Source organism: Acinetobacter sp. ANC 4910, assembly GCF_004331035.1.
Classification (GTDB): Bacteria; Pseudomonadota; Gammaproteobacteria; order Pseudomonadales; family Moraxellaceae; genus Acinetobacter.
In genome coordinates this window covers 124627-145168 of the sequence record NZ_SJNT01000006.1, presented here as the reverse complement: position 1 = coordinate 145168, position 20542 = coordinate 124627, and the positions used below count along the sequence as shown (strand labels likewise).

Annotated in this window: 20 protein-coding genes; 9 read left to right on the top strand and 11 right to left on the bottom strand. The window is 42.3% G+C overall.

Annotation, left to right across the window (positions count from 1 at the left end; translation table 11 throughout):
* Nucleotides 1–104: 104 nt before the first annotated feature.
* The gene (ppk1, locus tag E0H82_RS08625) at nt 105–2168 is read left to right on the top strand and encodes a polyphosphate kinase 1 (protein WP_131264254.1); all 2064 of its coding nucleotides are present in this window, start codon (nt 105–107) and stop codon (nt 2166–2168) included.
* Between the two features lie 59 nt (nt 2169–2227).
* On the opposite strand, the gene E0H82_RS08620 is transcribed toward ppk1, so the two are convergent.
* Nucleotides 2228–3481, bottom strand: a complete 1254-nt coding sequence (locus E0H82_RS08620; RefSeq protein ID WP_131264253.1) for a hypothetical protein — start codon at nt 3479–3481, stop codon at nt 2228–2230.
* Nucleotides 3482–3558: 77 nt separating this feature from the next.
* Here E0H82_RS08620 and serB point away from each other — a divergent pair, with 77 nt between their 5' ends.
* From serB to E0H82_RS08605, 3 genes are all read left to right on the top strand, one after another.
* On the top strand, nt 3559–4779 hold the full coding sequence (gene serB / locus E0H82_RS08615) for a phosphoserine phosphatase SerB (RefSeq protein WP_131264252.1): 1221 nt from the start codon (nt 3559–3561) through the stop codon (nt 4777–4779).
* A gap of 411 nt (nt 4780–5190) precedes the next feature.
* A complete protein-coding gene (gene aciT, locus E0H82_RS08610) occupies nt 5191–5523 on the top strand; it encodes a ciprofloxacin tolerance protein AciT (RefSeq protein ID WP_116762157.1) in 333 nt (110 codons plus the stop codon).
* 372 nt (nt 5524–5895) lie between these two features.
* Nucleotides 5896–6375 (top strand): SCP-2 sterol transfer family protein, encoded by a 480-nt coding sequence (locus E0H82_RS08605; RefSeq protein ID WP_116762155.1) that lies wholly within the window; start codon nt 5896–5898, stop codon nt 6373–6375.
* Between the two features lie 69 nt (nt 6376–6444).
* On the opposite strand, the gene dtd is transcribed toward E0H82_RS08605, so the two are convergent.
* The gene (gene dtd, locus E0H82_RS08600) at nt 6445–6885 is read right to left on the bottom strand and encodes a D-aminoacyl-tRNA deacylase (RefSeq protein WP_131264251.1); all 441 of its coding nucleotides are present in this window, start codon (nt 6883–6885) and stop codon (nt 6445–6447) included.
* 253 nt (nt 6886–7138) lie between these two features.
* Here dtd and E0H82_RS08595 point away from each other — a divergent pair, with 253 nt between their 5' ends.
* On the top strand, nt 7139–7333 hold the full coding sequence (locus E0H82_RS08595; protein ID WP_131264250.1) for a CopG family transcriptional regulator: 195 nt from the start codon (nt 7139–7141) through the stop codon (nt 7331–7333).
* 52 nt (nt 7334–7385) lie between these two features.
* Here E0H82_RS08595 and E0H82_RS08590 read toward each other — a convergent pair whose 3' ends face one another.
* Nucleotides 7386–7742 carry a hypothetical protein gene (locus E0H82_RS08590; protein ID WP_044738844.1) on the bottom strand — a complete coding sequence of 119 codons (357 nt, stop codon included), beginning with the start codon at nt 7740–7742 and terminating at the stop codon, nt 7386–7388.
* Nucleotides 7743–8068: 326 nt separating this feature from the next.
* On the opposite strand from E0H82_RS08590, the gene pncB reads away from it, so the two are divergent.
* The 3 genes from pncB to asd all read left to right on the top strand — a co-directional run bounded on the left by pncB (nt 8069) and on the right by asd (nt 11080).
* Entirely contained in the window at nt 8069–9274 is a 1206-nt protein-coding gene (gene pncB / locus E0H82_RS08585; RefSeq protein ID WP_131264249.1) for a nicotinate phosphoribosyltransferase, read from the top strand.
* A gap of 109 nt (nt 9275–9383) precedes the next feature.
* Complete coding sequence (locus E0H82_RS08580) at nt 9384–10232, top strand: sulfurtransferase (protein WP_131264326.1); 849 nt, start codon at nt 9384–9386, stop codon at nt 10230–10232.
* Nucleotides 10229–11080, top strand: coding sequence for an archaetidylserine decarboxylase (asd, locus tag E0H82_RS08575; RefSeq protein WP_131264248.1), 852 nt, complete (start codon nt 10229–10231; stop codon nt 11078–11080). Before E0H82_RS08580 ends, asd begins: the two co-directional genes overlap by 4 nt.
* A 73-nt stretch (nt 11081–11153) precedes the next feature.
* On the opposite strand, the gene phoR is transcribed toward asd, so the two are convergent.
* The 3 genes from phoR to E0H82_RS08560 all read right to left on the bottom strand — a co-directional run bounded on the left by phoR (nt 11154) and on the right by E0H82_RS08560 (nt 14140).
* Nucleotides 11154–12512, bottom strand: coding sequence for a phosphate regulon sensor histidine kinase PhoR (gene phoR, locus E0H82_RS08570; RefSeq protein WP_131264247.1), 1359 nt, complete (start codon nt 12510–12512; stop codon nt 11154–11156).
* Between the two features lie 10 nt (nt 12513–12522).
* On the bottom strand, nt 12523–13233 hold the full coding sequence (phoB, locus tag E0H82_RS08565; protein WP_116762143.1) for a phosphate regulon transcriptional regulator PhoB: 711 nt from the start codon (nt 13231–13233) through the stop codon (nt 12523–12525).
* 220 nt (nt 13234–13453) lie between these two features.
* A complete protein-coding gene (locus E0H82_RS08560) occupies nt 13454–14140 on the bottom strand; it encodes a TetR/AcrR family transcriptional regulator (RefSeq protein ID WP_131264246.1) in 687 nt (228 codons plus the stop codon).
* A 210-nt stretch (nt 14141–14350) separates the two neighbouring features.
* Between E0H82_RS08560 and E0H82_RS08555 the strand changes: the two genes are divergently transcribed.
* Nucleotides 14351–15190, top strand: coding sequence for an SDR family NAD(P)-dependent oxidoreductase (locus E0H82_RS08555; protein ID WP_131264245.1), 840 nt, complete (start codon nt 14351–14353; stop codon nt 15188–15190).
* A 53-nt stretch (nt 15191–15243) separates the two neighbouring features.
* Here E0H82_RS08555 and E0H82_RS08550 read toward each other — a convergent pair whose 3' ends face one another.
* From E0H82_RS08550 to E0H82_RS08530, 5 genes are all read right to left on the bottom strand, one after another.
* Entirely contained in the window at nt 15244–16611 is a 1368-nt protein-coding gene (locus tag E0H82_RS08550) for an MATE family efflux transporter (RefSeq protein ID WP_131264244.1), read from the bottom strand.
* 130 nt (nt 16612–16741) lie between these two features.
* A complete protein-coding gene (locus E0H82_RS08545) occupies nt 16742–17896 on the bottom strand; it encodes a methionine aminotransferase (protein ID WP_131264243.1) in 1155 nt (384 codons plus the stop codon).
* A gap of 101 nt (nt 17897–17997) precedes the next feature.
* Nucleotides 17998–19302, bottom strand: a complete 1305-nt coding sequence (locus tag E0H82_RS08540) for a DUF445 domain-containing protein (protein WP_131264242.1) — start codon at nt 19300–19302, stop codon at nt 17998–18000.
* Nucleotides 19303–19317: 15 nt separating this feature from the next.
* Nucleotides 19318–19896 (bottom strand): CC0125/CC1285 family lipoprotein, encoded by a 579-nt coding sequence (locus E0H82_RS08535; RefSeq protein ID WP_131264241.1) that lies wholly within the window; start codon nt 19894–19896, stop codon nt 19318–19320.
* A 60-nt stretch (nt 19897–19956) separates the two neighbouring features.
* Nucleotides 19957–20496: a DUF924 family protein gene (locus E0H82_RS08530; RefSeq protein WP_131264240.1), complete on the bottom strand. Its 540-nt coding sequence runs from the start codon at nt 20494–20496 to the stop codon at nt 19957–19959.
* Nucleotides 20497–20542: the final 46 nt, after the last annotated feature.

Genomic DNA, 20542 nt, shown 5'->3' with positions numbered 1-20542 from the left:
TTTAAGTTGAGTTCAGGCTTGTAATAAAAACGTCATAAACACTGCATAACATGCAGACACAGAGGGTAAAGAGTTGGTTAAAAAATCAACCATATTGAGTCAAAATGAAAAATTTTCAGCATTCATCAGCAACATATTTTAATCGAGAATTAGCATTAATTGAATTTAATCGGCGTGTTCTGGCTCAGGCGAGAAATCCCGATTTACCCATTTTAGAGCGACTCAACTTCCTAATTATTTTTTCCCGTAATCTAGATGAGTTTTTTGAAATTCGAGTTGCAGGGTTAATGAAGCAACAGGATTTAAACGCCATTACCCGAATGCCTGATGGGATTCCAACCGATGTGGTTTTGTCAGAACTTTCGACTATTGTGCATCAGGCGGTACAAGAGCAATACGAGATTTTCAACCATTCCATTTTGCCGCAGCTGCAAGGCTTTGGAATTCATTTTATTCAATATCAAGATATTTTAGAAAAGCATAAGGCGTGGATTGCCAACTATTTTGCCAAACAAGTCCAGCCTGTGTTGACGCCAATCAGTTTAGATCCATCACATCCCTTTCCTCGCTTGGTCAATAAAAGTCTAAATTTCATTGTCAGCCTAGAAGGTAAAGATGCCTTTGGACGTGAAATCGAAATGGCGATTGTGCCTGCGCCGCGTTCTTTACCACGTTTGATTCATTTGCCCGAGAGTGTGGTAGGGAATCATCAAGAACAGATTTTCCTGACCGCCATTATTCAGCAACATATCAGTGATTTATTTCCGGGTATGAAAGCGACAGGTTGCTATGCGTTTCGTGTGACACGCAATGCTGATTTAATTTTGTCGGAAGATGTTGATGATCTGGCGGTGGCATTGAAAGATGAGTTGTCTTCGCGACGGTTCGGTCGTGCAGTACGTTTAGAAATTGAAGATGATTGCCCTCGTGAAATTACGGATTATTTGCTGAATCAATTTGATTTAGATCAAGAGCATTTATATTCGATTTCGGGGCCCATCAATTTATCGCGCTTAACCACCAGTTTTGCTCGCCCAGATTTGAAATATCCTGTATTTAACCCTGTTATTCCGAAGGTGTTTCGTAAGCAACAGTCCATCTTTGAAATTTTGAAAAAAGAAGATGTGTTACTGCATCATCCTTTTGATTCATTTCAACCAGTGATCAGCTTATTGCGTGAAGCGGCGAAAGATCCGAATGTATTGGCCATTAAGCAAACGCTCTATCGCAGTGGACCAGATTCGGAAATTGTCCAAGCCTTAGCAGAAGCTGCCCGTAATGGCAAAGAAGTTACCGCGGTCATTGAGCTGCGGGCACGTTTTGATGAAGAATCGAATATTACCGTGGCCAATGTCTTGCAAGAAGCGGGGGCGGTAGTGGTATATGGCATTGTGGGGTATAAAACCCATGCCAAAATGATCCTGATTGTGCGCCGTGAAGATCAGCAATTGGTACGTTATGCCCACTTAGGCACAGGCAATTATCATGCAGGTAATGCCAAAATGTATACTGACTATGGCTTAATGACCACGCAGCCTGATATTTGTGAAGATGTACATCGGATGTTCCAAGAGCTGACGGGCATGGGCAAGATGGCAAAATTAAAGACTTTGCTACATGCACCTTTTACTTTGCATACAGAATTGCTGAAGTTGATTGATCAGGAAACTCAATACGCGCAAGCGGGGAAAAATGCGCGCATTATCATCAAAGTCAATGCTCTGACAGAGCCACAACTGATTGCAGCTTTATATCGTGCTTCGCAGGCCGGGGTGAACATTGAACTGATTATTCGTTCAATTTGCTGTTTGGTTCCGCAACTGGAGGGGATGTCCGAAAATATTCGAGTGCGATCCATTGTGGGACGTTTCTTGGAACATACCCGTGTCTATTATTTTGAACAGGGTGGCGAAAAGAAACTGTACTGTGCCAGCGCAGACTGGATGGGACGTAATTTATTTTCACGTGTTGAAACCTGCTTTCCTATTTTAGACCCGAAAATCAAAAAGCGTATTTTACAAGATGGCTTACTCAATTATTTGTCGGATCAAAAGGGTACATGGGAGTTGCAGTCTACTGGAGAGTGGATTCCAGCATGTGTAGCTCAAGATGAAGTGCCGCATTCGGCACAAGAATTTTTAATCAGCAAAAGCCTACAGAAAATTTAATCTTTTAAGACAGCATAAAAAAGCCTGATACGAGTCAGGCTTTTTTGCTTGCAGCAAGCTTATGAGGCTTTAGATTGCTTGCCTTTGAGAATTTCTGTTCTTAAACTTTGAGCCAGTTCAGCCATGCTGCTGTCCATGCCGTTGACCATAAAGGCATGACGAGTCAATACATTGGTCGGATTCGGCAAAGACACCAAGTCATAATGCTCGCTGATGTGTTGTAACAATTCATTGTTCAAATGCACTGCGCTTTCTTTGGCAGACAGTTGATGAACCAAACGCTCAGCCGCTTGCACGGCAGACAACTGCATGGCGTCTACCGACGAAGAAATAGCACTGCGGGTTTGTAAAACGAAACGTTTTTCTTCACGGTAGCGTTTATATAAAACTTCCGACAATAATTGGAACACTGAACTAATCATCACCAGACAAGGCACGGCATCAGGCATGTCAGCCGATAGGGTAATGGTTGCCCCTTGTGCGCTGAATTGTTGCACCGTAGTAATGTCAGAACGATTCAATTTATAGTGCTGAACAGCAAGCTCAATACTTTTATTCAAGAAAATCTGGCACAAATTGAAATATGGTACAGACACTGTCTGATTGACAGAATCGAGCAGTTGCTTCGGATCATAATATTGAATGTTTAATGCGACCGAGCAATCATCCAAAATCACAGGTTTAATTTCTTTGGCTTTATTTTTATTCTGGAACTGTTGTTGCGCTTGAGCAATGGTTAACGCAGCATTATGTTTCTCTTGCTCTAGCGCTTGAGTTAAGGCCTGAATCTCGTGTTTTAAGCGGGATTCATTATTAATACGTGCTAAGTATTCTGTACGGCTTGGGCGTGCAATCGCACGGTAACCTAACCAGAGTAAGCCGTGAATAAAGAACGAGAATAAAATGGCCAGCCATTGAGTCCGTAAAATTTCACCAATGCTAGGTTTGATCAGGGTAATTTCAATGGTGCCGACTTTTTTCTCATTTTGTAAAGCATCGCGAACAAACACTTCACCATCACGCGTTTTGGACAAACCGCCTGTTGCCAAAACCTGATTCGTACCGTCTAAAATTCGAATAGAGGCGACACTTGGATTGGTGGCGTAACGATTTACCAATAAGGCCAGTGATACTGTATTGGCAGGTTCAAGTTCCGATAAACTGTCTGTGACCAACTGACTGGTCATCAACTGTCCCTGATTCGCACGGTTTTCATTTAGTTGGTGAGTGGTTGCAATCACCAATAAAAAGGTATGAAGTGCAAAACTTATTATCAGTAGGCTAGCAAATAGCCCTTGTCTAGGCGCATTCAACGTAAACTTCCAAGGCAATTCTATTCAAATTCGATTATGATTCTCACAATAGTTGTAGCTCAGACTCGAGTCAATTCATGCGAGAAATCATTCTTATATCATTTTTAGGACCCGACCAACCTAATCAATTCACTCGATTAATGCAGGTTTTGTCCACTCATTCCTTACAAATTCTAGATGTTGGACAAGCCGTCATCCATAATCAACTGACTCTAGGTATTGTTGTTTCGTCAGATGACCAGACTGCAACAGCATTAGCCATGAAGGAAATTCTGATTCTAGCACATGATATCGGCTTAACAGTGCGCTTTAAACCGATCTCTGCAACAGAATATGATCAATGGGTAAGTGAAGGTGGACGGACACGCTATATTGTCACGGCTTTGGCGCCAGAACTGACTGCTGAGCATTTACAAGCTGTTACCAATATTGTGTCGAACCAAGGTTTTAATATTGAAACAGTGATCCGTTTATCGGGTCGTCCACAGCTACAAAACCAGTCAGAAGGACCAAAACGTTCTTGTGTACAGTTTGGTTTGAGCGGGCAAATGTTAGATGCAACGGCAATGCGTGCAGCTTGTTTACGTTTGTCCTCAGAACTCAGTATTGATATTGCGGTGCAAGAAGACAATGCTTACCGTCGCAACAGTCGTTTAGTGTGTTTTGACATGGATTCGACCCTCATTGAACAAGAAGTGATTGATGAATTGGCGATTGAAGCGGGGGTGGGTGAGCAAGTTGCAGAAATTACCGAACGTGCCATGCAAGGGGAGTTGGATTTCCAACAAAGCTTCCGTGCGCGTGTGGCTTTATTAAAAGGTTTAGATGCTTCGGTATTGCCTAAAATTGCGGAACGTTTGACCATTACGGAAGGCGCAGAACGCTTAATTACAACATTAAAATCATTGGGTTATAGAACTGCGATTTTATCGGGTGGTTTCCAGTACTTTGCAGAGTATTTACAAGCCAAACTCGGGATTGATGAAGTGCATGCCAATGTACTAGATGTGCAAGATGGCTACGTCACAGGTGAAGTCAAAGGACATATTGTCGATGGTGCACGTAAGGCATTTTTATTGCGTGAACTGGCAGACAACATGGGAATTTCACCAGAGCAAACCATTGCGGTGGGGGATGGTGCCAATGATTTACCCATGTTGTCTTTGGCGGGTTTAGGGGTTGCTTTCCGTGCGAAACCTTTAGTCCGTCAGAATGCCAATCAGGCGATTTCAAGCGTGGGGCTGGATGGTGTTTTATACCTGTTGGGTGTGCATGATAAGGATCTTAACTGCGCGTAACCATTACGGTTTCATGAAAAAACGCAATCTTAGGATTGCGTTTTTTGTTTTCTTCTGCGTGACTTTTGTATTAAAAAATCATCTAAAGATTGGTCGCAATCTGCTTCATATCGGGTGTCCAAAAAATATTTTTTTCGCTGAAAAACCCCGTTGTTTTTTTGTAATGACACGCCAACTCATGGCATATCTTGCTTCCATTCAAGTCGAAATGACAAAAAATGTAATGACAAAATAATATTGCGACAAGGTATGTCGTTCAATAAAAAAGCATGCCTTTTTTTCTGTTTAAAACTGCTCATAATGCTTGCATAGAGATACAGATAAACAAATTTCACAAAATTAATATAGGTCGTGAAAATTACTGGTCGGGTCCCTGCCCAGACACGATTTCCATTGAAGACGGAGGTTTTTATGGTCACAGCGAATTTAGCAACCATAATTGGCTTGAGTTGTGTGGCTGTTGCACTGATTGCTGTTTTCTTCTCGCCTTATCGTCGTTGGCTGAGCTTTATGTTCGCAGGTATGATGTTCTGGGGCTTGCTAGAAATGATTCGACTGAGCATTCAGGTCGTGTTTGATTTGCCTATGGCGTATAGTTATTTGGCTGCGGTGAGCTTATCCATGACGATGGTGACGCTATTATTGTTTCGAGAAGATCGCCGTGCTGAACGTGCTTTATCAAAGCGCCGTTACATTGAACATACCCCTGTATATGAAGATGATCAACAGTACAGTAGCCGTTAAGCGTTTACTGCTCCTTTTCAGCCAAGATGGGAGGGAGCCAAGTTCCAAGGTGGCTTGGATAATCAGAAAATAACAATAAGTATTACCATACTAGGGTGAATGCTGATGATGCAGTTCATACATGTAGAAATAGGTAAGTTTTGATTTTTAGTCAGGACAGTTCCGATTTAGTCAATCTAAGGGTTTAAACTTTTAGGTGCTGATTTACGCATGCGACAAAAAGACTGTGATTTTGTGATCAACATAAAATTTTTGTTTGTGACTTTAGCGCTCAGATTGGGATTGTTATACAAAGCCTAGCTTCCATCAGAATTAAGTTATGGTAGGATGGAGCAGTCAATTTTTCTACAATTACAATAGGCTTTAAACGTCATGAAACTGTCTTCAATTCCAGTTGTCAAACTACCTTTGGTCGATGTGAGCACGGATCCACTTGATCTTTTAGTGGCGAGTTTAGTGTTACGCATGAAACAACTGGCTCGTACCAGCCCAAAATTTATTGAGTTGATTCATGAGCGTCAATTTCGCATCCAAATTGGGACTGACCAAGGTGTAGCTCGTCAAATTATTATCAACAATGGACAAATTGATACAGTTTCAGGTGATGCAGAGAAAGCCGATTTTATCCTGCAATTTGTAGACAGCGAGCAAGGTGTGAAAACCTTACTGAAAGGTGATCCATCGGCATTCATGACTGGGATGCAAAATGGCAGCATCAAAATGGAAGGTGACTTCAGCTTATTGGTTTGGTTTAACAAAGTTGCAAAATTGATTCCACCAAAATTACCAAAACCAGTCAAAGAGAAAATTCAATTGGCGCGTCAATTCTTAAAAGAAAAAACAGGCCGATAAGTCTTAAATTGCGAAGCCATAAAAAAGCCTACAGATCGTGTGTTGTAGGCTTTTTTGTGGCTGAAAGTATTATTCGACTTCAAGTTGAAAAGTCACAGGGCCATCATTAATTAAATGCACTTTCATGTCTGCTGCAAAAATGCCTGTTTGTACCTGTTCAAACTGAGATTTGGCATAGTCCACCAATTGTTCATACAAGACTTTGGCAGCATCGGGTGGCATTGCAGGACCAAAATCTGGGCGTAAACCCTTTTGCGTTTGTGCCATGAGGGTAAATTGTGACACCAAGAGTAAACTACCCTGTGCTTGTACCACGTTCCAGCCCATTTTGCCTTGTTCATCATCAAAAATACGGTACTTGAGGATTTTATCAATCAGCTTTTTGCCTTTTTCAAGTTGATCTTCTTTCCCCAGTCCTAAAAAGACCAGCAACCCATGTTGAATTTCACCCGTGACTTGACCGTCGACGATCACTTTGGCTTCAAGGACTCGTTGTAATAATGCACGCATATAAAAAACTGATATCAAAACAATCAAAATCAGTTTATCAAAAGCAGATAACTGATTTCATATATTATGCTGAGAAAGATTAAAATAAGTGATTATTAAAACCTTAAAAGTAATATGGTTTTATTTTACAGATTAAGTTATGCTAAATCAGTATTCAATTTAAAAAGGCATGGATGAATTTAAATCTTGCCTTACAATAATAAAATGATAATAATATTATCATTTTATGTTAATAATATGATAGAAAATGGTTATGGAAAATAAAACTGCAAGATTGACAATTTTGATTGACCCTATAAAAAAAGAAGCTTTTGAAGTGTTATGTAGTCAGCAAGATTTAAAACCCTCACAAGTGGTTCGACAGCTTATTCGTGAATATTTACATACGCATGGTGTAGATTACGCAACAAAATTGAAAAATAATGTGCAAAATTCATCAGAAAAATGATGCAAAAAAAGCCATCTATGAAAGATGGCTTTTTTTTTGCTCATCGCAAAAATTATGAGAAATCTAATTCTTTTTCAAACGCTTTTAATTCATGGCGAGCCATCGCAAGATTTGATTTGTGACGGTCTAAGACTAGATAGAGAAACAGTTCATCATTGCGGTCTAGTGGGCGTAAAATATGATATTGCTTACCTAAACTAATCAATACATCTTCAATATTATCTTTTAAATTTAAAGCACTCGCGACCTTTCGCTTTGCACGAATAACCTCTGTATTTCCCGCAGCTGCAAGTTCTAAATCTATTCCAGAACCTACCCCAGATAAAGATAAACCACTTGAACTATCAACGAGTGCAGCAGCAACAAAACCGTCGATTTCAACTAACGGTTTTAAATCTAATTTAGCCATTGTTATTCTCCATACCAGCATGATTTATTGGGTAATATTATTAATTTTGATAGTGAATAATATTACTTTTTATTTGAAATTTCATGGTAATTTAAAGCAAATAAAATTTCAATAAATGTTAATATAAATTTAATAAAAAATTATTTTATTATAATATTATGATAATCACATACACATGTGATCACGGCGATCTATTGGCCTTCCATAACTGGAATCATTATTTTTTTGTTAAAAGGATAAGAAAAAAGAATAAATGACGCTGGATGTTATGTAACAATGGATTCAGTGATTTATCGTGAATGAAGAACATTCCGAACGGATAGGCTATGCAACCAATAATTCAATCCTTGCTGGATACTGACTTATATAAGTTCACCATGTTACAAGTGGTGCTGCACCAGTTCCCACAAACACATAGTGTTTACCACTTCCGTTGCCGTAATTTGGATGAAACGGTGTATCCCTTGGTGGATATTTTGCAAGATTTGAATGAGCAGCTGGATTATTTGTGTCAGCTTCGGTTTAAAGAAGATGAATTGCAATATTTGCGTGGTTTACGTTTTATTAAAAGCGATTTTGTCGATTATCTAGAATTATTCCAGTTAAAACGCCGCTTTATTCATGCAGATGTCGATCAAGAAGGTCGATTGGACATTTGGGTAGAAGGCCCCATGGTGCAAGCCATGATGTTCGAGATTTTTGTCTTGGCGATTGTGAATGAACTGTACTTCAAACGCATTCGTACGCCAGAAGTACTCGAAGAAGGCGAACGTCGCCTCAAAGCCAAAATTGAATTTATTCAACAGTGCGAACAGCAGCAGCGTCCAGAAGATCCGCCTTTCTTGGTATCGGATTTTGGCACCCGTCGTCGCTATAGTTTGACTTGGCAAAGACAGGTCATTCAGGCATTTCACCATGCTGTACCGAATGTTTTTCGTGGCACCAGTAATGTGTTATTGGCAAAAGAATTGGGCATTTCACCGATTGGCACCATGGCGCATGAGTTTTTACAAGCTTTTCAGGCGCTAGATGTGCGTCTGCGGGATTTCCAAAAAGCCGCATTAGAGACTTGGGTGCAAGAATACCGTGGGGATCTAGGCATTGCCCTGACCGATGTAGTGGGAATGGATGCTTTCCTGCGCGATTTCGATTTGTATTTTGCCAAATTATTCGATGGTTTAAGACATGACAGTGGTGACCCTTTTGTTTGGGGTGATAAAGCCTACGCACATTACAAAACCTTGAAAATTGACAGCAGAACCAAAATGCTGACCTTCAGTGACGGTTTAAATTTACAAAAGGCTTGGGCATTACATCAATATTTCAAAGACCGTTTCAAAGTCAGTTTTGGGATTGGCACCAATTTGACCAATGATATGGGGCAGACCCCACTGAATATAGTATTGAAGTTAGTCGAATGTAATGGACAATCGGTGGCGAAAATTTCAGATAGTCCAGGCAAGACCATGACCGATAACGATACTTTCTTGGCTTACTTACGTCAGGTTTTTCAAATTACTGAGCCTGCTTAATTGATTTATATTGCTGAATTTCTGCAAAGCTCTCTAGAAAAATCGGCATTTTGTCGGCATGGGCTTATGCTAAGATCAAGCTGTTGCTAGGACAAAACGTGTAAAAATGATGACGGAATCTACGCTAAATTTGGGTTTATTAATCGAAGTGGAAGAGTTACTTCCACATTTAGGCAATGAAAAATTACGGATCGTGGATTTAAGTCGAAGTTCAGTTTATGAGCAGCTACATATTCCTCATGCCATTCCACTTAAGCCCGCACAATTGCTGCGTCAAGAAGAAAATGCCACGGGATTATTACCTGATGCTGAAGGCTTGACTGCGCTGATTCAGTATTTGAATATTAGCCCTGAACATCATGTGGTGGTTTATGATGATGAAGGTGGGGCTTGGGCAGGACGCCTCATTTGGAATTTACACTGCTTAGGTTTTTACAATACCTCATTACTGAATGGTGGTATTCATGCGTGGTTGGGACAAGGTTTACCAACCACCTCTGAGCAGGAGCAATTCGCCCCTGTAGAATCCTTAGTGCAAGTCAATTTGGCTGCACAAGAGCAAGTTCGAATTGAATATCCCGAGCTGCTGTCTTTGGTACAGCAGCAAGCGATTCAGCTTTGGGATTGTCGAACCGAAGATGAATATACCGGTTTAAGATTGGCCGCTCGCCGAGGGGGGCATATTCCAAATGCACGCCATTTTGAATGGAGTACTGCACTTAATCGTGAAAATCATTTAAAATTGCATCCTTTAGAACGCACACAACAACGCTTAGAACAACAAGGTTTCAATTTACAGGAACCTGTCGTGGTGTACTGTCAGTCACATCATCGTTCAGGTTTGGCTTATATTTTGGGTCGTGTATTGGGTTGGAATATTCGAGCTTATGATGGTGCGTGGAGTGAATGGGGCAATCGCCTCGATAGTCCAATCGTTACTGGAGAGTTACCGTCTTGAGCCTCACCTCACGTTTAACAAAACAATTCTTTATTCAGGCGCAACGTGTTGTGCCACAACATCAACTCTCGCGTGTGGTAGGTAAGATTGCTGCCAGTGAACATCCATTGATTAAAAACACGGCAATTTCTGCATTTAAAGCGCAATATGGCATTGATATGTCAATTGCAGAGCAAAAAAATGCGTTGAAATACAAGTCATTCAATGAGTTTTTTACCCGCGCTTTGCAAGATGGTGTGCGTGAGATTGATGCGGATGTGACGAGCATTGTGTCACCTGCGGATGGGGCAATTTCACAACTGGGGCATATTGAGTCTGGTGAAGTGTTTCAGGCCAAAGGTCAAAGTTTCTCTGTAGAAAAGTTGATTGCGGATCCACAGTTGGCAGAGCCATTTAAACAGGGTGAATTTGCAACAGTGTATTTATCACCGCGTGATTATCACCGCGTCCATATGCCATTTGCAGGTACGCTCACTGAAACCTTATATGTGCCAGGTGAACTGTTCTCTGTGAACCAAACCACGGCAGAAAATATTCCAGGTTTGTTCGCACGTAATGAGCGTATGGTGTGCCTGTTCGATACCGAATTGGGTCGTATGGCCGTGGTGTTAGTCGGTGCGATGATTGTGGCAGGCATTGAAACGGTTGCGACAGGCAAAGTGAAACCGACTGGGCGTTTAGAATTAAACCAGCACAATCTGTTCCTTGAAAAAGGCGCAGAGCTAGGGCGTTTTTACTTAGGTTCAACCGCGATTGTTTTATTTGAACACAATAAAATGCAGTGGGATGCACAGTTTAAAGCCAATTCGACGGTGGTGATGGGCGAGGCATTGGGTCATACCCTGTAATGATGCCTTTGAGGTGGTTGTCGTATGCAACCATCTCAATCCCGACCTTTTTTAAAATATTATAAAAATCTGTTTAGCTCATGTGATACAGGCGTTCTTTCGGAAACACCACTTTAAAGATTGAGCCTTGATTTTCTTTGGATTCAATTTCTAAATGTGCGTTGTGCTGCATCAGTACGTGTTTCACAATCGCCAGTCCTAAACCTGTTCCACCCGTTTGACGACTACGTGCGCTGTCCACACGATAAAAGCGTTCGGTTAGACGTGGCAAATGTTTCGGATCAATACCAATACCCGTATCTTGAACGGTGAAATAACCTTGTTCACCATCGTCATGCCAACCCATAGTAATGGTGCCGCCTTTAGGGGTGTATTTAATTGCATTGGTGATGAGGTTGCTAAACGCACTGGCCAATTCGGTATCGGAACCGATAAGATCACAATGGCTGTCGATATCCAAGTTTAGCGTATGTCCATAATCCACGTTATACGCCTGTGCATCATCAAACAACTGATTCATCAGGCTTGGCATTTCAATAATCTGGTTTTTGGCAATTTGCTTATTATTTTCCAAACGCGATAACAGCAAAAGGTCATTGACCAAGGCATTCATGCGTTTGGTCTGTGCCTGCATTTGCTCAAACGCACGCTTCCAGCGCGGATTTAAATCTTCTTGATCGGTAAAGGTTTCAATATAACCACTGAGCACTGTTAAAGGCGTGCGTAATTCATGTGAAATATTATCGACAAAATCTTTACGCATTTGCTCTAGGTTGTGCATGCGTGTCACGTCATACGCCACTAAAAGACGGCTTTCACCACCAAAGCGAGTCATTTTGATTTGTACGTAATGATCTTCAAACACTGAGGATTTCATTTTAATCCCATCAGGGATTTGATCGCTTTGTTTGAAATATTCAATAAAACTTGGTTGGCGCAAAATGGTCATAATGTTACGACCACGATCTAGTGACTGAATACCGAGTAGTTTTTCCGCCGCGGGATTCCACCATTCAATTTGATGCGACTCATCAATTAATACCACCGCTTCTGCCAGTGCCACCAATGAAGATTGTGCACGGTCAATCAAGCCAACCATTTCGGCTTGAACAATACGTTCTTGGCGCTGTGCACGATAGACATTAAATAATAATGCTCCCCAGATGCCATTTAAATTGGGTGGAACATCATAAGGACGGTTGGAAATCCATTCATTGACCAAGTACAAAGAACGCAGTTGGAAACCGAAAAAAATGGTAAAAGCAGTAAAAATACAAACCCAAAAATACCCGATGCCAAACCCGATTAAGCTTGCAATGAGCAGTAGAAACGCCAGTAAACGTAAGTCTTGTTTGGCAAATATCCATAAACTGCTGTAACGGAATTTTTGATGCTCACGCGCGAGTTCGGGGACAGGGTAGGGTTCATACATAAAACTAAAATTAACCTAAAGCAACATCGGCACGAGTGGAGAAGCGGTAGCCTGTTCCACGCACGGTTTGAACAAAACGGTCTGCACCATAGGGTTCTAATACTTTGCGTAAACGGCGGATATGGACATCAATAGTACGGTCTTCAATATAGACATTGCCACCCCAAACCTGATCAAGCAATTGTGCGCGGGTATAAGCACGCTCAGGATGTGTCATGAAGAAGGCCAATAAACGATATTCAGTTGGCCCCATTTCTAGAATATTATTGCTAAAACTGACGCGTTGGCTGACTGGATCAAGCAATAAACCATTGGCATCAATGGTTTTTTCGCCGCTTAGAGCATTGGCGCGACGCAGCACTGCTTTAATGCGCGATACCAATTCACGCGTCGAAAAAGGTTTGGTCATGTAGTCATCTGCACCTGCATCGAGACCTTGGACTTTATGGTCTTCTTCTCCGCGTGCAGTCAGCATAATGACTGGAATTTCAGATAAGTTTTCATCGCGTTTGAGGCGACGACAGAGATCGACGCCACTGACGCCACCTGGCATCATCCAGTCGAGCAGAATTAACGCTGGGCGTTGATCGACAATCATTTGATGCGCCTGTTTTGCATCTTCTGCCTGTAAGCATTGAAAGCCCGCCATATCCAAAGAGGTATGAATCATCTCTCGAATTGGAAGTTCGTCATCGACGATTAGTATGTAGTCATCTTTCACAACGCAATATCCTATTGATGATAACGGTAGGCCGTTTTTTATTTATGACAGGCTTATTACAAAGATTAATTATGACAGTATCATTGCAGAATAGGGCAGAATGCCGATTTTCGCAAAGTTTTGTGACAATTTTTAGTCGAATTCATGAACAATTTTAGACAGGCGTAGAGGCGGTCGTAAAATCAGAGTCAATTTTTTGTAAAAATTAAATCGCTGTAATTTAATTTTTTTTCTCAGAAAATGATTCGAGTAAAGCCACAAAAACCACTCGACAAGACGCCAATACATCGTCCAAAGACTGTTTAAAGCCACTGATGACCCAACGAATCGCAATTTGGGTGACATAACCATTTAAGCCTGTAGAAACCCATGAAATTTCACGTTCTGAATGGGGAATATTCGGCATCATCAACATGACAAAAGCATGAATCATACGGTCAAAACGCAACATGGTTTCATGAATGGTGGCTTGGTTATGTAGTTCTTGTACCAGCATGGCATCGATATAAATAATACGTGCCATCCGCGGATTGTCTTTGAGCGTGGTGAGTAGGGCGGTTAAGCCAGCATCGACCATTTTTTCATGACTGTTCGAGGCTTGCATAATCGCTTGCATAACGTTCTGTTGCAGTTCATCAATCAGTTTTAAAAAGATAGTTTGGAAGAGTTGATCACTTTTTTTAAAGGATTCATAAAAATAGCGTTCGGTCAGTTTGGCTTCATTGCAAATGTCTTTGACCGTAACGGCAAAGAAACCATAGGTGCCATAAACTTCAATCCCCGCTTCGATGAGTTTTTCACGACGTGCCTGTTGACGCTCAGTCAAAGAGAGTCCTTTAAACTGGCGTTCTTTATTTTTTAACGGTTGGTTATTTTTTCCTGCATCGTCAGTATTGGAATAAGTCATAAAGATAAAACGTAGCAAAGACCGCCTATAGTTTAGCAATAAATACGGCAAAAACCTAAATTAAACGCGGGATTTGGCCGAAAGGAGATTCATCAGACAATTGTTGACAATGAATATTGTCAAATTTATATTGAGAGTGTCATTCGCATCATGCATAAAAGAATGGGGGTAGCTTTGTCATACCGCCTGAGAAACCAATAAGGATAGAAAATGAAAACATTTAACAATAAAGTCGCCGCTGTGACAGGTGCGGGTTCTGGGATTGGTCAACAGTTGGCAGTGCTTTTAGCCCAACAAGGTTGTCACCTTTCGTTAAGCGATATTAATGAGCAAGGTTTGGCAAAAACCGTAGAATTACTCAAAGACAGTAATGTGCGAGTGACCACCAAAAAACTGGATGTGGCGGATCGTGAGGCAATGCGTACTTGGGCAGAAGAAACAGTACAAAATCATGGTTCAGTGAATATGATTTTTAACAATGCTGGGGTGGCATTAGGCTCGACAGTAGAAGGTGCGAGTTATGATGAACTAGAATGGATTGTGGGGATTAATTTCTGGGGTGTGGTATACGGCACCAAAGAGTTTTTGCCTTTGATTAAGCAAACAGGCGATGGTCATATCATCAATATTTCTAGCTTATTTGGTTTAACGGCTCAACCCACCCAATCGGCTTATAATGCCACCAAATTTGCAGTACGTGGTTTTACCGAATCATTACGTCAGGAACTGGATATTGAAAACTGTGGGGTTAGCGCGCTGTGTGTGCATCCAGGTGGTATTCGCACCAATATTGCCAATGATGCCCGTATGAATGACAGCTTGCGTAGTTTGGGAATGAATCCCGAAAAATCGGCACGCACATTTAACAAGTTATTACGTATTCCACCAGAAGAAGCTGCACGTCAAATTTTAGCTGCGGTGCAAAAAGATAAGCGTCGTGTGCTCATTGGCAACGATGCAAAATCGTTAGATCTGATTCAGCGTATTTTGCCAACAGGCTATCAAAAAGTGACAGCCATGGCGACGACGTTGAGCAAACGTTTCAAATAAAAGGTGATACGTGTTGATCTGAGGATCAGCACGTTTTTTCAGCCGATCAACCATTAAATTAAGGTTTGTATGGTTTTATTTTTCCAGACAAATTGATAATACAGACCTTGCATCATACATAAGCACACAAAGGCAAGCGCATAGGCATACCATATGCCTTGCAGTCCCCACCAGTCACTAAACAAATAAGCACAGGGGACTTCAATCGCAATAATGGCAACAATGTTGATGATCATGGGAACGGTAACTGTGCCACTGGCGCGCATAATGGACGCGAAAATTGCGCTGGCACCAAAGAATAAAATCGACCATAACACAATAAATAAAAGTTGTTGCCCAAGTTCGACCACAGCATGATCTGTGATAAAAAGCGCCATCAGATATTTCGAAAATAGATAACCTAAAACCACCAATAAACCTGTAATCACAATATTCATCCCCAATGCCGTACGCGTGACTTTGGCGAGTAATTCTGACTTTCCTGCGCCAATCGCTTGCGCTGCAAAAATCGATGCTGCAATGGCAATAGACAGTGCAGGAAACTGAATATAATTCAGAACCTGATTCACTGCCCCATAGGCAGCGGTGGCATTGGCACCATGACGATTGACCAACCCCACGATCACCAATCCTGCAACCGAAGTCGTGACCATTTGTACTCCAGTCGGAATGCCGAGGCGTAAAATAATTTGACTCAGTTGGCGGTCAAAGCGAATATGGCGCAGCATTTGCGCGTCGAGTCTGAGCGGGTGTTGTTTATAAGCCAGATAAAAATATAAAAAAATCAGAACAGAAATAAACCCTAAGGTCGATGCAATTGCAGGTGCAACAATTCCCAGTCGAGGAAAGCCCCAATAGCCTGCAATCAAGACAGGAGTCACACAAAGGCCTACTAAAATGGTCATGCCTGAGGCGATTAAAGGGGTGGTGCTATCGCCCACACCGCGTAAAATGGAGGTATAAATAATATAGATAAATAATAAGGGGCTACCCGCGAGCATCCACTGTACATAAGGCAGTGACAGATGCATGACGGCTTCATCTGTGCCCAAAGCCAATAACACATGGCGGGCAAACAGTACCCCCAGTAAGGCAATGATGCTTCCACCAATCAGGGTCATAAATAGGGTTGAGCCAACCACCGCCCGCACTTTTTCTATATTCTGCGCGCCCCATGCCTGTCCGATCAGTACGGTTGAACCTGCGGACAACCCAATTACAAATGCCATTAAAAAGAACAAAATCGGAAAAAATACTGCCACTGCTGCTATCGCTTGCACTCCCATCATCTGCCCGACAAAGACCGTATTAATTGTCCCTGATAGATTTTGCAGAATATTGGTAGCAATCAACGGCATCAGGAAAATGAAAAATGCTTTCCATAGCTTTTGATGTTGCACCAAAGGGTTTTGTGCCGACATAGATGATCCTGTGCGCTCTTTTATCGTGTTTCTTCAGCTTACCCTAGCATAGTTCGCTCAGGAAAAAATGATGTATTTCAGTAAGCAAAGGCAGCAATGATGGCTTTAGATTTTTAATCCCTCAGCGCGGTTATACCGCACTGAGAATTTGAGTCGCTTGAGTCAAGGTCTGTTCAGTTTTGGCAAAGCAGACGCGAATCAGACGTAAATCTGCGGGAGGCTGCTGATAAAACACGGAAATAGGAATCGCCACAATGCCATGCTGTTCGGCAAGGAAGTGGCACATGTCAACATCATTCAAATCGGGGCGAATCGCACGATAATCCAGATTTTGGAAATAGGTGCCTTGAGAGGGCGTCAATGTAAATCGGGAAGCTGCTAATCCTGCATTGAAGAGATCACGTTTTTGCTGATAAAAATGAGCAAGCTGCTGAATATGTTCAGGATGTTGTTGCATGTACTGTGTTAAAGCGACTTGGACTGGAGTGACCCCACAAAAATTGGCAAATTGATAGACTTGACGAAAGACCCGCATCAGCTCAGGGGCAGCCACACAATAGCCTGTTTTCCAACCGGTCACATGGAAGGTTTTTCCAAATGAACCGACCACAAAACACCGTTCACGCAGCTCTGGAAAAGACAAGGCTGAATAGTGCTGTTGTCCATCGTAAACCAAGTGTTCGTAGACTTCATCTGACAGCACCACAATATTGCGGTTTTGGATCAGTTGAATCAACTGTTGCCAATCTTGCTTGGACCAAATCGCTCCCGTTGGATTATGTGGTGTGTTGACAATGATCATGCGGGTTTTGGCATTAATTGCGTTGGCAACTTGGTTCCAGTCCACATGAAAATGCGGTGCAATTAAAGGAATATGAATCGCTTTTGCACCGACCAAGGCAATACTTGGCGCATAGCTGTCATAGCTCGGATCAAACACAATGACTTCATCACCCGCATTTACAAGGGCTTGAATGGCGCTAAATAAAGCAATGGTCGCCCCAGGTGTAATGGTGATTTCATGGACGGGATCGAGATTCAGTTGATCGCGCTGTAGAAACTGTTGTGCGACTTGTTGGCGTAGGTCCAGTAAACCATCACCTGCTGCATATTGATTAGATCCGTGTAAGGTCGCATGGCTTAAGGCTTCGAGCAAGGCTTGCGGGGGCGCAAAGTCGGGAAAGCCCTGTGATACATTCAGCGCATTCAGCCGTTGTGCCATGGCCGTCATCTGGCTAAAAATCGTGACCCCTTGGGCAGGAAGTTTGGAATGAATTTCAAGCATGACCGCAGACTCAAGGAAGAATAAACCGATTTAATTTAGCATGTTGCAGGGCTTGTACAAGTTTAAATCCATTTATTTCTCGATCTGAACTTTGCCGTAAATTAAAGCAGAAAATCCACCACAGCACGAATAATCCCCAGTGCGAGACCAATAAAGGCACCCACCACCACGCCATTCACGCGAATCATATGCAGGTCGCCACCCACTTCATTTTCAATTTTGCCAATCATTTCACGGGAGTCCCATTCGTGAATGCGTTCGCTAATAAAACGAATCACTTTTTCACTGTATTGATCACTCAAATTGACCGCCAAACCGCTCATGCGATCATTTAATAACTGGCGGACGGCCTGATTGGCAATAATGTTTTCCCCGACCTGTTGAATCGCCACGCGTAGATTTGCTGCAATGCCAGAATCAGGCTGCATTAAATCGGCTTTGATGGCATCACATAAAATCACCACCGCACCGCGAATAAAATTCAATACTTGAGGGCTATCCAGTAAGGCATCTTTACCCTGATTCAGGCGTTGGCTTGCTGCGCTGTTCCGATCGGTTAATTGCAGCATCAGTTCTTGGGCAGTTTCTTCAATCTGTTGTCGCCAAGGATGTTCTGGATTGGCGAGCATGGATTCGACCCGTTCAATCAGTGAGTCAATGGTGCGTTGTTGCACATCAATGCCAATCCAACTGGCGCCTTTGGCCAATTTAGAGACCCCAAGTTCTTTAAACAGCTTTTGTGTGAGTTCACGGGTTTGCTCTGGATGGTGGATCATCCAGTCATGTACGACATCTAAGCCACGTTGCAATACATCTTGATGGAAATCATTTTCAATCACTGCACGCAGCATTTCACTGGCCAGCATGTTGATATTGGTGTTGCGAACCCATTGCACGCTATTGTTTTGAATAAAGCGACCAATCTGCTCTTGCCCAACAAAGTCAAAGATTTTCGGGACGGTTTGCTGAATCACTTGCGTGACTTGCGTGTTGTTATGCGGATTGGCTAACCATTGACCGATGGCCAGACTCAAGTCGATATTTTGAAGACTGCGTTCAACCACGTGGGGAGAGAGAAAATTTTCTTGTACAAAACGCCCCATAGACTCGGCAATGCGAGCCTTATTACGTGGAATAATCTCGGTATGGTCACGTAAAAACTTGGGAATTGGCAGTTTCCCAAAAGGATTGCGAAACAGCACCGTAATGGCATACCAGTCTGCCAATCCACCGACCATACCTGCTTCTGCGGACAACATGAGAATATGAATCAGCCAAGCGTACTCAGGCATGAATTTGGCAAGTACCATAAGGACAATCCATGTCATGACCGCCAGCAATAAAGCGATATTTGCGAAGCGTTTACTTCGTTGCAAGCTTTCAGAACTGGTGGTCGCTACAGGCATAGAATGGTCCTAATTTTATTTTTGAGTTGGAGCGGATACTTCGGGTTGGGGTTGAATCACTTCACCTGTCGGCGTAAGTCCATATTTTTTTCCCAAAGACTGTAAGATGAGTGTGGCATCAAAAGCATCGCTCGGTACTTTACCTTTTTCTTTAAAACACTCAATGGTATAGGACACTTGTACAGGGTCAATATTCACCACTTGCGGCGTGTCATAAAATGGGTCTGGCCAATAGCCTGGATAGCGGCGGTAATAGCCACGTGGATAGTAACCATAAGGGTAGAAAGACGGTGAGCGATACACGACAGCCTGACGGGGTGGTTTATTGGTCAGATTGCTGGGGTCATCTAGGACTTTAAAATAGCGAAAGCCATTTTGAAGCGCGGTTTGTGCTGCTTTGACCAAGGTAATTTCTTCCGCGACGCCATAGTTCATATTCGGGTCAGCTTCAAAACTAATCCGATAGGTCTGCATGTTCATGGGGTAGGTATTAAACCGCCCCAATTGATCGAAGGTTCGAGGTTTGGAAGGCGTAGAGGCGCAGCCCGCAAGCGCGAGTGTGAGAAGAGTCAGGGCAATAAGCTTAGTTTTCATGTTTATACTCCGCAAACTGCTGATGAAATAGGGGAGAGAAAGACGACACACCACTCAGGGTCAAAAATGGCTATTCGGTTCTGTCAAAAATTCTAATTCTTCAGCACTAGACGCTCGTCCTAGAATGTGATTTCGGTGTGGATAGCGTCCAAATCGGTCAATAATAGCTTTATGTTGTCGTTCAAATTCTAAGGCAATTGGATGCCCTAATTGTTCAAATAATTTTAACCCAAATTCGTGTACACGTTGCGACTCACTGTGCATAAAGGGCATGTATAAGAAATAACAATGTTCAGGGCTAAGCTGTAAGTGATGTTGCCCCAAAATGGCTTCTTGTGCCAAGCAGAGCGCAAGTCCATCTTGTGCAAAAGCCTGTGCTTGATCACGAAATAAATTACGCGAAAACTGATCCAGAATAATCACTTCGGCAAGACGTCCTTCAGGCTGCTGGCGCCATTCCCACAGTTCAGCTAAAGCGGCTTGTTGATGTATCTGAGCAAACTTTTCTGCTAACATTTGATCAAATTCGCTACTTTTGGCAAACCAGTTTGGTTGAGTTTCAGGGGCAAACCAAAAGCTTAAAATATCCTGATAATTCATTTTTATTACAGATCCTTAGCACTTATTCTTCCATAAAATCATATTT